We start from the raw sequence: 14,002 nt of genomic DNA, 5'->3' as shown, positions 1-14,002 counted from the left end.
GTCTATAGTTAGTGACAGGTTTTACGCAAATGGAGAACGAGAATGTCTAATCAGTTTGGTGATACACGTATCGATGACGACCTGACGCTGCTTAGTGAAACACTGGAAGAGGTGCTCCGCTCCTCTGGCGATCCCGCCGATCAGAAATATGTTGAGCTGAAAGCGCGTGCAGAAAAAGCGCTGGATGATGTGAAAAAACGGGTTAGCCAGGCTTCAGACAGTTATTACTATCGGGCGAAGCAGGCTGTTTATCGTGCTGATGACTACGTCCACGAAAAACCCTGGCAAGGAATTGGGGTGGGCGCGGCCGTTGGGCTGGTATTAGGACTGTTGCTGGCACGCCGTTAAAACCTCCCTACACCGGGGTACTGCATTTTTTTTGTAGTACCCCGTATAATGTGAGGCTTTTAACAGGGAGAGGTCCGCGTGCAATCACTCACTACGGCGCTGGAAAATCTACTGCGCCTTTTGTCGCAAGAGATTCCAGCGACACCCGGCATTCGGGTTATTGATACTCCTTTCCCTCTCAAAGATGCTTTTGATGCCTTGAGCTGGCTGGCCAGTCAGCAAACGTATCCGCAATTCTACTGGCAACAACGTAATGGTGATGAAGAAGCTGCCGTCCTGGGCGCGATTACCTGTTTTACGTCGTTGGACCAGGCACAACGTTTTCTTCGCCAGCACCCGGAACACGCCGATTTACGCATATGGGGGCTGAATGCGTTTGACCCGTCGCAGGGCAATTTACTTTTACCACGACTGGAATGGCGACGCTGTGGCGGTAAAGCCACGCTGCGGCTGACGCTATTCAGCGAAAGCTCCCTTCAGCACGATGCGATAAAGGCAAAAGAATTTATCGCCACACTGGTGAGTATCAAGTCCCTGCCAGGGTTACATTTAACGACCACGCGAGAACAACACTGGCCGGACAAAACGGGCTGGACGCAATTAATCGAACTGGCAACGAAAACCATCACCGAAGGTGAACTCGACAAAGTGGTTATTGCTCGGGCGACTGACCTGCATTTCGCAAGTCCGGTCAATGCGGCAGCAATGATGGCTGCCAGTCGTCGGCTCAATCTGAACTGCTACCATTTTTACATGGCCTTTGATAGCGACAATGCTTTTCTTGGCTCTTCACCGGAACGGCTATGGCGGCGGCGTGCCAAAGCGCTGCGTACTGAAGCGCTGGCGGGAACGGTAGCAAATCATCCTGATGATAAGCAGGCGCAGCAGTTGGGCGAGTGGCTGATGGCGGATGATAAAAACCAGCGCGAGAACATGCTGGTGGTGGAAGATATTTGCCAACGATTGCAGGCCGATACCCAGACGCTGGATGTTTTACCGCCGCAGGTACTGCGTCTGCGTAAAGTGCAGCATCTGCGCCGCTGTATCTGGACTTCACTCAACAAAGCGGATGATGTGATCTGTTTACATCAGTTGCAGCCAACGGCCGCGGTTGCGGGCTTACCGCGTGACCTGGCGCGGCAGTTTATCGCCCGTCACGAACCGTTCACCCGTGAATGGTATGCCGGTTCCGCGGGCTATCTTTCGTTACAACAAAGCGAATTCTGCGTTTCCCTGCGCTCAGCAAAAATTAGCGGCAATGTCGTGCGGTTATATGCTGGCGCGGGCATTGTCCGTGGCTCCGACCCCGAGCAAGAGTGGCAGGAAATCGACAACAAAGCGGCAGGGCTGCGTACTTTATTACAAATGGAAGAGTAATGAGTCGCATCATTACCGATTCATATCAATAATCTATTTTTGTAGCTCCTTATACTTAGCCGCAATATTGATACCGGACAAACTCATGTCAGTAAGCGCATTTAACCGACGCTGGGCGGCGGTCATTCTGGAAGCATTAACGCGTCACGGCGTCAGACACATCTGTATCGCCCCTGGCTCGCGTTCTACACCGTTAACGTTAGCGGCGGCGGAGAATTCCGCATTCATTCACCACACCCATTTTGATGAGCGTGGACTGGGGCATCTGGCGCTGGGGCTGGCGAAAGTCAGCAAGCAGCCGGTGGCGGTGATTGTGACCTCCGGCACGGCGGTAGCAAATCTCTATCCGGCACTAATAGAAGCTGGGTTAACCGGAGAAAAACTGATCCTGCTAACCGCCGATCGCCCGCCGGAGCTCATTGACTGCGGCGCGAATCAGGCGATTCGTCAACCGGGAATGTTCGCCTCTCATCCTACGCATAGCATTTCACTGCCGCGCCCGACGCAGGATATTTCTGCCCGTTGGCTGGTCTCTACTATCGACCACGCCCTTGGTACGCTTCATGCTGGAGGAGTCCATATCAACTGCCCGTTTGCTGAACCGCTATATGGCGAGATGGACGACACCGGGCTTAGTTGGCAACAGCGTCTTGGCGACTGGTGGCAGGACGATAAACCGTGGCTGCGTGAAGCGCCTCGTCTGGAAAGTGAAAAACAGCGTGACTGGTTCTTCTGGCGACAAAAGCGCGGCGTGGTGGTTGCTGGTCGCATGAGTGCGGAAGAGGGCAAAAAAGTTGCTCTGTGGGCGCAAACTCTTGGCTGGCCGCTGATTGGCGACGTCCTGTCGCAAACCGGGCAGCCGCTGCCGTGTGCCGATCTCTGGTTAGGCAATGCCAAAGCGACAAGCGAACTGCAACAGGCGCAGATTGTGGTGCAACTGGGCAGCAGCCTGACGGGCAAACGGCTCCTGCAATGGCAGGCAAGCTGTGAACCAGAAGAGTACTGGATTGTTGATGACATTGAAGGTCGACTTGATCCGGCACACCATCGCGGACGCCGCTTAATTGCCAATATTGCCGACTGGCTGGAGCTGCATCCGGCAGAAAAACGCCAGCCCTGGTGCGTTGAAATCCCGCGCCTGGCGGAACAGGCAATGCAGGCGGTTATTGCCCGTCGCGATGCGTTTGGCGAAGCACAACTGGCGCATCGCATCAGCGACTATTTGCCGGAACAGGGGCAACTGTTTGTTGGCAACAGCCTGGTGGTACGTCTGATCGATGCGCTCTCGCAACTTCCGGCGGGTTACCCGGTGTATAGCAACCGTGGGGCCAGCGGTATTGACGGGCTGCTATCTACTGCCGCAGGCGTTCAGCGGGCCAGTGGCAAACCGACGCTGGCGATTGTGGGCGATCTCTCAGCACTTTACGATCTCAACGCGCTGGCGCTATTGCGCCAGGTTTCCGCGCCGCTGGTATTAATTGTGGTGAACAACAACGGCGGGCAAATTTTCTCGCTGCTGCCGACACCGAAAAGCGAGCGTGAGCGTTTCTATCTGATGCCGCAAAACGTCCATTTTGAGCACGCCGCCGCGATGTTCGAGCTGAAATATCATCGTCCGCAAAACTGGCAGGAACTTGAAACGGCACTTGCCGACGCCTGGCGCACGCCGACCACCACGGTAATTGAAATGGTGGTTAACGACACCGATGGTGCGCAAACCCTCCAGCAACTGCTGGCGCAGGTAAGCCATTTATGATCCTGCACGCGCAGGCAAAACACGGCAAACCAGGTTTACCCTGGCTGGTGTTTTTGCACGGTTTTTCCGGCGATTGCCATGAATGGCAAGAAGTGGGCGAGGCGTTTGCCGACTACTCGCGGTTGTATGTTGATCTCCCAGGTCACGGTGGTTCGGCAGCAATTAGCGTCGATGGATTTGATGATGTCACCGGCTTACTGCGTAAAACTCTGGTTAGTTACAACATCCTTAACTTCTGGCTGGTGGGGTACTCGCTTGGCGGACGGGTGGCGATGATGGCGGCTTGTCAGGGGATGCCGGGGCTGAGTGGGGTTGTGGTCGAAGGCGGGCATCCGGGATTGCAAAGTGCTGAACAACGCACGGAACGTCTGCTTTCCGATCGCCAATGGGCGCAGCGTTTTCGCACAGAACCATTAACGGCGGTATTTGCCGACTGGTATCAACAGCCTGTCTTTGCCTCGCTCAATGACGATCAACGCCGGGAGCTGGTGGCGCTGCGTAGCCACAATAACGGTGTAACGCTTGCTACTATGCTGGAGGCCACTTCTCTCGCCGTCCAGCCTGATTTACGTGCTAACCTTAGCGCCCGCACATTTGCGTTTTATTATTTATGTGGTGAACGTGACAGCAAATTCCGCGCTCTGGCGGCGGAACTGGCTGCCGACTGCCATGTCATTCCTCGCGCCGGACATAACGCGCACCGGGAAAATCCCGCTGGCGTAATCGCAAGTCTGGCGCAGATCTTGCGTTTCTGACTAAAGGACACAATATGATTTATCCTGATGAAGCAATGCTTTACGCACCGGTTGAATGGCACGACTGCTCCGAAGGTTTCGAGGACATTCGTTATGAAAAATCCACCGACGGTATCGCAAAAATCACCATTAATCGTCCGCAGGTGCGCAATGCCTTTCGTCCTCTGACGGTAAAAGAGATGATCCAGGCACTGGCAGATGCGCGTTATGACGATAACATCGGCGTAATTATTCTGACTGGTGCAGGCGATAAAGCGTTCTGCTCTGGTGGCGACCAGAAAGTGCGTGGCGATTACGGCGGCTATAAAGATGATTCCGGCGTACATCATCTGAATGTGCTGGACTTCCAGCGTCAGATCCGTACCTGTCCGAAACCGGTTGTCGCGATGGTAGCGGGTTACTCCATCGGCGGCGGTCACGTTCTGCACATGATGTGCGACCTGACCATCGCGGCGGAAAACGCCATCTTCGGTCAGACTGGCCCGAAAGTCGGTTCCTTCGATGGCGGCTGGGGCGCTTCCTATATGGCGCGCATTGTTGGGCAGAAAAAAGCGCGTGAAATCTGGTTCCTGTGCCGTCAGTACGACGCGAAACAAGCGCTGGATATGGGCCTTGTGAACACCGTGGTGCCGCTGGCAGATCTGGAAAAAGAAACCGTGCGTTGGTGCCGCGAAATGCTGCAAAACAGCCCGATGGCGCTGCGTTGCCTGAAAGCTGCGCTGAACGCTGACTGTGACGGTCAGGCGGGTCTGCAGGAGCTGGCGGGCAATGCCACCATGCTGTTCTACATGACAGAAGAAGGTCAGGAAGGTCGCAACGCCTTCAACCAGAAACGTCAGCCTGATTTCAGCAAATTTAAACGGAATCCGTAATGCGTAGCGCGCAGGTATACCGCTGGCAGATCCCCATGGACGCGGGGGTGGTTCTGCGCGACAGGCGGTTAAAAACCCGCGACGGGCTATACGTTTGCCTGCGCGAGGGCGAGCGCGAAGGGTGGGGGGAGATCTCCCCACTGCCGGGCTTCAGTCAGGAAACCTGGGAAGAGGCGCAAAGTGTGCTGCTTGCCTGGGTAAATAACTGGCTGGCAGGCGATTGCGAATTACCGCAAATGCCTTCCGTCGCCTTTGGCGTAAGCTGTGCATTGGCTGAGCTGGCAGACACGTTACCACAGGCGGCAAATTTCCGTGCTGCACCGTTGTGTAATGGTGATCCTGACGATCTGATCCTCAAACTTGCCGATATGCCAGGTGAGAAAGTGGCGAAGGTCAAAGTGGGATTGTACGAAGCGGTGCGCGACGGCATGGTGGTGAATCTGTTGCTGGAGGCCATTCCGGATCTGCATTTGCGTCTTGATGCGAATCGCGCCTGGACGCCGCTGAAAGGCCAGCAGTTTGCCAAATACGTTAACCCGGATTATCGCGGCCGCATCGCGTTTCTCGAAGAACCGTGCAAAACCCGCGAGGATTCCCGCGCCTTTGCCCGTGAAACGGGTATTGCCATTGCCTGGGATGAAAGCCTGCGTGAGCCGGATTTTGCCTTTATGGCGGAAGAAGGCGTGCGAGCGGTGGTGATCAAACCCACGCTCACGGGCAGCCTGGAGAAAGTACGTGAGCAGGTGCAGGCGGCGCACGCGTTGGGGCTGACGGCGGTGATCAGTTCTTCTATTGAGTCGAGCTTAGGCTTAACGCAACTGGCGCGGATTGCCGCCTGGTTAACGCCAGACACCATTCCGGGGCTGGACACGCTGGATCTGATGCAGGCGCAGCAGGTTCGTCGCTGGCCGGGTAGCCCGCTACCGTTAGTGGAAGTTGATGCACTGGAGCGGCTGTTATGATCTTCTCTGACTGGCCGTGGCGTCACTGGCGGCAAGTGCGGGGAGAAGCCATCGCCTTACGTCTTAATGACGAGCAACTTAACTGGCGCGAGCTTTGTGCTCGCGTCGATGAATTAGCCTCCGGCTTTGCGGCGCAGGGCGTTGTTGAGGGCAGCGGCGTGATGTTGCGGGCGTGGAATACGCCGCAAACGCTGCTCGCCTGGCTGGCGTTACTGCAATGCGGGGCGCGGGTGTTGCCCGTGAACCCTCAGCTGCCGCAACCGTTGCTTGAAGAATTGCTGCCCAATCTGACGCTGCAATTTGCGCTGGTGCCGGATGGGGAAAACACGTTTCCGGCGTTAACGTCGCTGCATATTCAGCAGGTTGAAGGCGTACATGCCGCTGCGTGGCAGCCGACGCGTCTGTGCTCAATGACGTTAACTTCTGGCTCCACCGGGTTGCCGAAAGCCGCTGTTCATACTTATCAGGCCCATCTTGCCAGCGCCGAAGGGGTGTTATCGCTGATTCCGTTTGGCGATCACGATGACTGGTTGCTCTCTTTGCCGTTGTTTCACGTCTCCGGTCAGGGAATTATGTGGCGCTGGTTATACGCTGGTGCGCGGATGACGGTACGTGATAAACAGCCGTTGGATCACATGCTGGCAGGCTGTACTCACGCATCGCTGGTGCCGACGCAGCTCTGGCGTTTGCTGGTTAACCGCAGTTCCGTTTCCCTGAAAGCAGTGTTGCTTGGCGGCGCGGCGATCCCGGTCGAGTTGACGGAACAGGCGCGCGAGCAGGGTATTCGTTGCTTTTGTGGCTATGGTCTGACCGAGTTTGCCTCCACGGTGTGTGCGAAAGAAGCCGATGGTCTGGTGGACGTCGGTTCGCCGCTGCCCGGTCGGGAAGTGAAAATCGTTAACGATGAAGTGTGGCTGCGGGCTGCCAGCATGGCAGAAGGTTACTGGCGTAACGGACAACTGGTGCCGCTGGTGAATGACGAAGGCTGGTACGCTACGCGCGATCGCGGCGAGATGCATAACGGTAAACTGACCATTGTCGGGCGCTTAGATAATCTGTTCTTCAGTGGTGGCGAGGGTATTCAGCCGGAAGAGGTGGAGCGTGTAATTGCTGCACATCCTGCGGTTTTGCAGGTGTTTATCGTTCCCGTTGCTGACAAGGAGTTTGGTCATCGACCGGTAGCGGTGGTGGAGTATGACCAGCAAACCGTTGATCTTGGCGAATGGGTGAAAGATAAGCTGGCCCGTTTTCAGCAACCGGTGCGTTGGCTGACGCTTCCACCTGAACTGAAAAACGGCGGTATTAAAATTTCACGTCAGGCGCTAAAAGAATGGGTGCAACGTCAGCAATAATTATTGACTCTCCATTTCACTTCTCATTTCTGCCATTCCATTGCCGTTGATGAAGAGTTTATCTGTTAATCTGTAAATTGATGTGAAAACTCTTAGCAAACAGGATAATGCAATGGAATGGCTGGTCAAAAAATCGTGCTGCAATAAACAAGTTAACAGACATGTACTTATGCTCTGCGATGCTGGCGGCGCGATAAAAATGATCGCCGAAGTGAAGAGTGACTTCACCGTGAAAGTAGGGGATTTACTTTCACCTTTGCAGAATGCGCTTTACTGTATTAATCGTGAAAAGCTACATACGGTGAAAATCCTCTCGGCAAGCAGCTACAGCCCCGATGAGTGGGAACGGCAGTGTCAATCGGCTGGGAAAACTCAGTAACGTTGTTTTGTCGTGGGCAGGAAAATCAGCATCAACCCACTCATAATACAGGCTACTCCCAGTAGTGCCTTCAGCGAAAAAGTTCCTTCCCAGCCGGGAAGTACCATAGATGCAATCCATACCAGCACATAGCTCATACTGAGTAAGGCATAGGCTTTGCTTAACGCAAGTTTATGTAGCGTTTTATACCAACAAAAAACGGAAAGCAGATAACCCAGCAGCCCGAGTAACAGTATCCGGGCATCCAGGCCAAAAGCTAACAGCGCCGCGATAAAATCCCATAAGTGCGTCATCGGCGGTAGATGACTCGCCGCATAACCCAGGCTTAATTGCGCAGCTGAGGCAATAATGACGCTGAATAATCCCCACATCAGGCCCATTACACCGTACTCCCGAGGATCACAATGCCGCCAATAATGAACGCCACCCCACACCAGTGACGCAGTGATACCGGCTCGTGCCACAGTTTTACTGCAGCCAGCGTCACCCAGACAAAATTCAGACTTAACATCGGGTAGGCAATGCCTACCGGTACGTTCTGCAAGACCAGCAGCCAGAGCACCATGGCAAGGCCAAGACAAGCCAGCGCCAGTCCCAGCCACAGCACGATATGTTTGCGCCGTTTGTTTATCGCCACAAAGCAGGTTGCTTGTTTCTGACACAACTGCCCGGCAACGCTAAGCAAGCTGGCAAAGACTAATGTTAGCCAGATCATTTGGGCCGATACTGAATCAGCACCAGACGCTCCTGACGATCGATGGCATCTGCGGGCGGAATGGCGAGACTGTTGATATCTTCATCGCGGTCAACCGAAAGCACGAGTGTAATAATCCCCTCCTGACGATGTTGATTAAGCCAGTTTGCGAACTCATCACCGCTGACAAACCTCCCTTTCGCATCCGGATAATTAAGGCCGTATTTCAACTCACCCGTCTGGCGATACATGATGATGTCATCGCGTTGCAGGCTCCATGCCAGACCTGCGGCAACGCCCACGCTGTCAGTAAGAATATAGCGGCTTGGCTGCAGTGATTCTTGTGTCGTCTCGACAAAAAATTGCGGATGTTTTCCTTCCATGACTCTGTCAGGAATTGAAAATCCTACCAGCAACGCCAGCCCCAGCGGGCAAAGCGCGGCAAAAGACCAGGTCTTTTCGACGTTTGTTAAGGTGTACCAGCCGAAAAATGCCCATAGCGAAAAAATCGACCATGCACAGAAGACTTTATAGCTCTCGAAGGTTTGCCACACCGGCGTGCTCATAGGTCCCCAGGGGGAGACCACAAACGTAGCAATAATGCCAGTGACGCCAAAAGCGATGTTAATCCAGCCATTCATCCGCAACGCCAGAGGATTATTTTTTGCTGCCAGCAAAGCGTAATGCGCCATCAGCATTGCCAGAGGTGCAAAGCAGGAAAGAATATAGGTGGGCAATTTGCCTTTGGCGACGGAGAAAAACAGCAGCGGCATTACCGCCCAGCTCAATAAATAGACGGTTGCGGAATGCTTGCGGTTTTTCCAGCCTGTGTACAGTGCTCCGGGGAGTAATCCCAGCCACGGCAGGCTACCGGCAATGATGACCGGCAAGTAGTACCAGAACGGAGCTCTATGCTGAGCATCATCCATTGCAAAGCGTTGAATATGCTCAACCCAGAAAAAATAGTGCCAGAAGTCAGGCTCCCGCTGCGCTATCGCCAGTCCCCAGGGGAGAACCGTCAGTACGCAACTGATAACCGCCAGCCAGCCGTAAATAAAGAGATCTTTCCAGCGTTTTTGCATTGCAACCCATGGCAGCACGCTTAATACCGGCACGGCAAGGGCGAGAAAACCTTTGGTCATCACCCCCATGCCGCAGGTGATTCCCAGCAGTAAAAATCCCGCGCTTTTGCCTTTCCACGTCTGTGCCTGCATTGCCAGCCAGAAGCTGCACATTCCCGCCACCAGCCAGAATGCAATAAACGGATCGAGCACGGCATAAGTGCCAATGGCATAGACAATAAACAGTGAGAGATAAATCACTGCGGCGAGTAGAGCCAGACGTTTATCGCGCCATAAGCGCAGAGTAAACCAGGCCACCAACGCGGCGGTTAACAGGGTCGCAAAGATAACGCCTGCCCGCACACCAAAGTTATTCGCGCCAAATAACCACTGCCCAATGCTGTTAATCCAGTATCCGGCAATGGGTTTTTCGAAATAACGTAGCCCTAACAGATGAGGCACAATCCAGTCGCCGGATGCCAGCATTTCCCGACTGATTTCCGCATAACGCGTTTCATCAGGTTGCCAGAGTAAACGCGTGCTGATCGGTAACAGGTAATAACAGGCAATAAATGCGAAGAGGCCAATAAGGTAACGTACCGATTTCATCAGCGACGACCCGCAACTTGTTGGCAACCCAGCCAGCCTTCACGTCCGGCAATATTTCCGCGAACAACTTGTCCGAGCGGCAACGTCCCTGATAACAGTTCGCTTAAAGGGCAAAATGTCACGCCTTCCTGGGCTGCGCGTTTCAGGAGATCCACAAAATTATGCTGATAAGCGCAGCCTTCAACTTCTGCATGAATGGTATAAACCGGCGTGCCTTTATCTCGCAGGATGCGGTTGAGTAACCAACCGTTAAAATCTTCAGCTTTCACATCCCGACCAATCACTTCATCCCAGGTGGGTAAGGTCACCGGAATTTGCGCCGTGCCGGGTTTTCCTGATTCGAGCAATGGACGAAACGGCATCGCCCCACGACAATCGCTGTTGTAGCGCAAATGGAACGCTTCTTTTGCTTCGATCACCTGCTGGTCGGCACGCCAGCCAGCGGCTGCGGAGCAGGTTACCGGTTGGCCGATAATTTCTTCCAGGGTGCGAAGGCCGCGTGCAATATCGTCGGTCATCGTTTGCCGATCCCAGTTACCGCTATGGGCTTGCCAGGCGTGGTGATCCCAGGCGTGCAGGCCGACTTCGTGGTGTTTAGCCGCTTCTCGAATGATATCGGCATTGGCATGACCAATCTCTTTTCCTGGCCAGGCCGTACCCGCCAGCAAAATATCCCAGCCATAAAGCGATGCTGCGTTTGAGCGCAGCATCTTCCACAAAAACTGTGGCTTCACCAGTCGCCAGAGATGGCGGCCCATATTGTCCGGGCCGACGCTGAAAAAAATGCTGGCCTGAATATTATGCTTACTCAAGATTTCCAGCAGACGTGGCACGCCTTCACGGGTGCCACGAAAGGTATCGACATCAATGCGTAAGCCTACTTTGGTCATGATGGTTTATCCGTAAGATCGACGGTGCGCAGGAAAAAATCCAGCGTTTCGTCGATGGTTTCCTGCATATCAATTTTCGGTTCCCAGTCCAGGCAACGGCGGGCATTGCGGATGCTCGGTTTACGATGCTCTACGTCCTGATATCCTTTACCGTAGTAACTGCTACTTTCGACCACACGAAAGCCTGCAAATGGTGGGAAGTGATGGCGCAGCGGATGTTTTTCGAAGCTCGCCAGCAGCATTTCGCCCAGTTCCTCAATGCTCGCTTCGTTATCAGGATTGCCAATATTGATAATTTCGCCGTCGCAGCGATTGCCTGCATTTTCGATAATGCGATACAACGCTTCAATGCCATCCCGGATATCAGTAAAGCAGCGTTTTTGTTTTCCGCCATCAATCAGCTTAATCGGTGAACCTTCCACCAGGTTGAGAATGAGTTGCGTAATAGCGCGGGAGCTGCCAATTCGCGCTGCATTAAGGTTATCCAGTCGTGGCCCCATCCAGTTAAACGGGCGGAAGAGGGTAAACTGTAAACCCTCTTTTTCGCCATAGGCCCAGATCACTCGATCAAGTAATTGTTTAGACACCGAATAAATCCAGCGTGGTTTATTTACCGGCCCGACAATCAAATTAGAATGGTCTTCATCGAAGTATTTATCGCTACACATCCCATAAACTTCTGAAGTCGACGGGAAGATGATTCGCTTACGGTACTTCACGCAGTAGCGGATAATGCGCAGATTCTCTTCAAAATCGAGTTCAAATACGCGCAGCGGGTTGCGGGTATATTCAATCGGCGTGGCTATCGCCACCAAAGGCAAGACGACATCACATTTTTTGACGTGATACTCAATCCATTCGGAATGAATACTGATATCGCCTTCGACAAAGTGAAAATGCGGATGATTCAGAAAACGGCTTATCGCATCGCTGCCGATATCCAGACCGTAAACTTCATAATGATCTTCGCGCAGCAGGCGTTCTGTCAGATGGTTGCCAATAAAGCCATTCACCCCGAGGATGAGTACCCGAGTACGGCGTCGGGCGGTGCAGGCAGGCTGGCTATTCAAGCGTGAACCTTGCACCAGACCCAGCGACTGCGCTAACTGCGAGCCTTGCATAGTAATGCCGTCTCCCGCCTGTCCGGTGACGATTTCCAGCGCGCCATCGCCACAGGCAATCAGCAACGGCGCAACAGAAATCACGCTTCCCGGTTGTGCTGCGGGCGCATGAGAATGCACGCGTGACGACCAGACGGTAAATTTTTGATTACCAACATAGCTGAAGGCACCCGGCCACGGATCGGCGACGGCACGCACCATGTTATGCAATACTGCTGCCGGTTTATGCCACTCGAGGAAGCTGTCTTCTGGCGTTCTGCGACCAAAACAGGTGGCTTCGTTTTCGCGCTGGGCGATTTCCAGAATATTACCGTGTTTAATGGCGGGTAATGTCTGCTCCAGTAGCTGGCGCGCGGCATGGCATAACTTGTGATGCAGCGTAATGGCGATATCGTCTGGCGCAATGGCAATGCGCAATTGGGCCACAATGGCCCCAGCATCGGCACGTTTCACCATTCGGTGCAATGTCACGCCAGTTTCCGTTTCACCGTTCACCAGCACCCAGTTCAGCGGCGCGCGACCACGATATTTTGGTAACAGCGAACCATGCAGATTAAATGCGCCTGCAGGGGCGAGCTGCAAAATCTCGTCGTGAATAAGATGGCGATAATAAAACGAGAAAATCACCTCCGGCGACATTTGGGCAATGCGTTCCACCCACAGCGGATGATTAACGTTATCCGGCGCATAAACCGGAATGCCTCTTTCCGCCGCCAGACGAGCTACCGAACCATAAAAGGCTTTTTCACCGGGATTATCACTATGAGTAAAAATAGCGCTAATTTCGTAACCGGCAGCCAGCAGGGCTTCAATACCGAGGCATCCCATATCGTGGTAGGCAAAAACGACGGTTTTCATTATTCATTTTCCTTGCTGGATGGACGGATAACTTGCTGAACAAAATAGCGGGGGCGGGCGCGGACATCGGTGTAGATCCTGCCGATATATTCACCGAGTAGTCCCATGCCGATAAATTGAGCGCCAATAAAAGTAAACAGCACGGCAAATAGCATAAAGACGCCTTCTGCCGCCCATTGGGGGCCGAAGGTCAGGCGTAAAATCACCAGCAGTACCGCGATGCTGAAACCTCCAATCGCAATAATGCTGCCGAGCAGACTCAGCATACGTAGCGGCGTAGTAGTAAGGCAGGTCACCAGGTCGTACATCAAATTAATCAGGCGCATAAAGCTGTATTTGGATTCACCAAACTCACGCTCGGCATGATGCACTGGAATTTCAATGGCGCGGCGGGCGAAGATATTCGCCAGAATCGGGATAAAGGTGCTGCGTTCATGGCAGTGCAACATCGCATCGACAATATGACGGCGATAGGCGCGCAGCATACAACCGTAGTCACCCATTGCTTTGCCGGTGGTGCGCTGAATAAGTCGGTTGATCATCTTCGAAGCGGTTTTACGAAACCAGCTGTCCTGGCGGTTCTGGCGTACAGTTCCTACTACGTCGTAACCTTCATCGGCTTTTGCCACCAGGCGGGGGATCTCCTCTGGAGGATTCTGGAGATCGGCATCGAGGGTAATAATTAAGTCGCCGGTAACGTGACTGAAACCCGCCATAATCGCTGAATGTTGTCCGTAATTGCGGTTAAGCAAAATAGACACAATATGGCTGCCCTCCACTAGCGAAGCTTCGACCAGCATATGCGCGGAATTATCGCTACTGCCGTCATCAATCAGCAGGATCTCATACTCTTTCCCCAGTGATTCACAGGCTGTGGTGGTGCGCCTGATTAATTCCGGTAAGCTTTCCTGCTCGTTATAAACGGGAATAACCACCGAGACTTTCTTAACAGGGTGGATTTCAAACAT

At 53.5% G+C, this 14,002-nt stretch carries 14 protein-coding genes; 8 read left to right on the top strand and 6 right to left on the bottom strand.

Translation table 11 applies throughout. From position 1 onward, the window contains the following. The first annotated feature begins 42 nt into the window (after positions 1–42). From elaB to pmrD, 8 genes are all read left to right on the top strand, one after another. Positions 43–348 carry a stress response protein ElaB gene (elaB, locus tag QUE74_RS14735; RefSeq protein ID WP_000070621.1) on the top strand — a complete coding sequence of 102 codons (306 nt, stop codon included), beginning with the start codon at positions 43–45 and terminating at the stop codon, positions 346–348. Between the two features lie 78 nt (positions 349–426). Then, entirely contained in the window at positions 427–1,725 is a 1,299-nt protein-coding gene (gene menF / locus QUE74_RS14730) for an isochorismate synthase MenF (protein WP_001191445.1), read from the top strand. An 85-nt stretch (positions 1,726–1,810) separates the two neighbouring features. Further along, positions 1,811–3,481 (top strand): 2-succinyl-5-enolpyruvyl-6-hydroxy-3-cyclohexene-1-carboxylic-acid synthase, encoded by a 1,671-nt coding sequence (gene menD / locus QUE74_RS14725; protein WP_001354789.1) that lies wholly within the window; start codon positions 1,811–1,813, stop codon positions 3,479–3,481. Next, positions 3,478–4,236 (top strand): 2-succinyl-6-hydroxy-2,4-cyclohexadiene-1-carboxylate synthase, encoded by a 759-nt coding sequence (menH, locus tag QUE74_RS14720; protein WP_000600516.1) that lies wholly within the window; start codon positions 3,478–3,480, stop codon positions 4,234–4,236. The genes menD and menH overlap by 4 nt, the downstream gene beginning before the upstream one ends. 14 nt (positions 4,237–4,250) lie before the next feature. Further along, positions 4,251–5,108 (top strand): 1,4-dihydroxy-2-naphthoyl-CoA synthase, encoded by an 858-nt coding sequence (gene menB, locus QUE74_RS14715; RefSeq protein ID WP_000640000.1) that lies wholly within the window; start codon positions 4,251–4,253, stop codon positions 5,106–5,108. Beyond that, positions 5,108–6,070 (top strand): o-succinylbenzoate synthase, encoded by a 963-nt coding sequence (gene menC, locus QUE74_RS14710; RefSeq protein ID WP_001255604.1) that lies wholly within the window; start codon positions 5,108–5,110, stop codon positions 6,068–6,070. The genes menB and menC overlap by 1 nt, the downstream gene beginning before the upstream one ends. After that, on the top strand, positions 6,067–7,422 hold the full coding sequence (gene menE, locus QUE74_RS14705; protein ID WP_000577552.1) for an o-succinylbenzoate--CoA ligase: 1,356 nt from the start codon (positions 6,067–6,069) through the stop codon (positions 7,420–7,422). The genes menC and menE overlap by 4 nt, the downstream gene beginning before the upstream one ends. A 112-nt stretch (positions 7,423–7,534) precedes the next feature. Beyond that, a complete protein-coding gene (gene pmrD / locus QUE74_RS14700) occupies positions 7,535–7,801 on the top strand; it encodes a signal transduction protein PmrD (RefSeq protein WP_001354788.1) in 267 nt (88 codons plus the stop codon). Here the strand turns inward: pmrD and arnF are convergent. From arnF to arnC, 6 genes are read right to left on the bottom strand one after another with little or no spacing between them, the layout of a single operon-like run. Continuing rightward, positions 7,795–8,181 carry a 4-amino-4-deoxy-L-arabinose-phosphoundecaprenol flippase subunit ArnF gene (arnF, locus tag QUE74_RS14695; RefSeq protein ID WP_000523868.1) on the bottom strand — a complete coding sequence of 129 codons (387 nt, stop codon included), beginning with the start codon at positions 8,179–8,181 and terminating at the stop codon, positions 7,795–7,797. The genes pmrD and arnF overlap by 7 nt on opposite strands. Continuing rightward, positions 8,181–8,516 (bottom strand): 4-amino-4-deoxy-L-arabinose-phosphoundecaprenol flippase subunit ArnE, encoded by a 336-nt coding sequence (gene arnE, locus QUE74_RS14690; protein WP_000638030.1) that lies wholly within the window; start codon positions 8,514–8,516, stop codon positions 8,181–8,183. Before arnE ends, arnF begins: the two co-directional genes overlap by 1 nt. Continuing rightward, positions 8,513–10,165: a lipid IV(A) 4-amino-4-deoxy-L-arabinosyltransferase gene (arnT, locus tag QUE74_RS14685; protein WP_000844009.1), complete on the bottom strand. Its 1,653-nt coding sequence runs from the start codon at positions 10,163–10,165 to the stop codon at positions 8,513–8,515. The genes arnE and arnT overlap by 4 nt, the downstream gene beginning before the upstream one ends. Beyond that, positions 10,165–11,055, bottom strand: coding sequence for a 4-deoxy-4-formamido-L-arabinose-phosphoundecaprenol deformylase (gene arnD / locus QUE74_RS14680; RefSeq protein ID WP_000169716.1), 891 nt, complete (start codon positions 11,053–11,055; stop codon positions 10,165–10,167). The genes arnT and arnD overlap by 1 nt, the downstream gene beginning before the upstream one ends. Beyond that, entirely contained in the window at positions 11,052–13,034 is a 1,983-nt protein-coding gene (gene arnA / locus QUE74_RS14675; RefSeq protein WP_000860234.1) for a bifunctional UDP-4-amino-4-deoxy-L-arabinose formyltransferase/UDP-glucuronic acid oxidase ArnA, read from the bottom strand. The genes arnD and arnA overlap by 4 nt, the downstream gene beginning before the upstream one ends. Then, entirely contained in the window at positions 13,034–14,002 is a 969-nt protein-coding gene (gene arnC, locus QUE74_RS14670) for an undecaprenyl-phosphate 4-deoxy-4-formamido-L-arabinose transferase (protein ID WP_000461649.1), read from the bottom strand. The genes arnA and arnC overlap by 1 nt, the downstream gene beginning before the upstream one ends.

Source organism: Escherichia sp. 10290 (assembly GCF_030295155.1).
In the GTDB taxonomy this organism is placed as follows: domain Bacteria; phylum Pseudomonadota; class Gammaproteobacteria; order Enterobacterales; family Enterobacteriaceae; genus Escherichia; species Escherichia coli_F.
This window is presented reverse-complemented; position numbering and strand designations above follow the sequence as displayed.

Bases quoted from the DNA above. Each gene is read 5' to 3' on its own strand.
- arnF (WP_000523868.1), bottom strand. From the start codon at position 8,181: ATGGGCCTGATGTGGGGATTATTCAGCGTCATTATTGCCTCAGCTGCG.
- menD (WP_001354789.1), top strand. From the start codon at position 1,811: ATGTCAGTAAGCGCATTTAACCGACGCTGGGCGGCGGTCATTCTGGAA.
- menC (WP_001255604.1), top strand. From the start codon at position 5,108: ATGCGTAGCGCGCAGGTATACCGCTGGCAGATCCCCATGGACGCGGGG.
- arnC (WP_000461649.1), bottom strand. From the start codon at position 14,002: ATGTTTGAAATCCACCCTGTTAAGAAAGTCTCGGTGGTTATTCCCGTT.
- elaB (WP_000070621.1), top strand. From the start codon at position 43: ATGTCTAATCAGTTTGGTGATACACGTATCGATGACGACCTGACGCTG.
- arnD (WP_000169716.1), bottom strand. From the start codon at position 11,055: ATGACCAAAGTAGGCTTACGCATTGATGTCGATACCTTTCGTGGCACC.
- arnE (WP_000638030.1), bottom strand. From the start codon at position 8,516: ATGATCTGGCTAACATTAGTCTTTGCCAGCTTGCTTAGCGTTGCCGGG.
- pmrD (WP_001354788.1), top strand. From the start codon at position 7,535: ATGGAATGGCTGGTCAAAAAATCGTGCTGCAATAAACAAGTTAACAGA.
- arnA (WP_000860234.1), bottom strand. From the start codon at position 13,034: ATGAAAACCGTCGTTTTTGCCTACCACGATATGGGATGCCTCGGTATT.
- menH (WP_000600516.1), top strand. From the start codon at position 3,478: ATGATCCTGCACGCGCAGGCAAAACACGGCAAACCAGGTTTACCCTGG.
- menB (WP_000640000.1), top strand. From the start codon at position 4,251: ATGATTTATCCTGATGAAGCAATGCTTTACGCACCGGTTGAATGGCAC.
- menE (WP_000577552.1), top strand. From the start codon at position 6,067: ATGATCTTCTCTGACTGGCCGTGGCGTCACTGGCGGCAAGTGCGGGGA.
- arnT (WP_000844009.1), bottom strand. From the start codon at position 10,165: ATGAAATCGGTACGTTACCTTATTGGCCTCTTCGCATTTATTGCCTGT.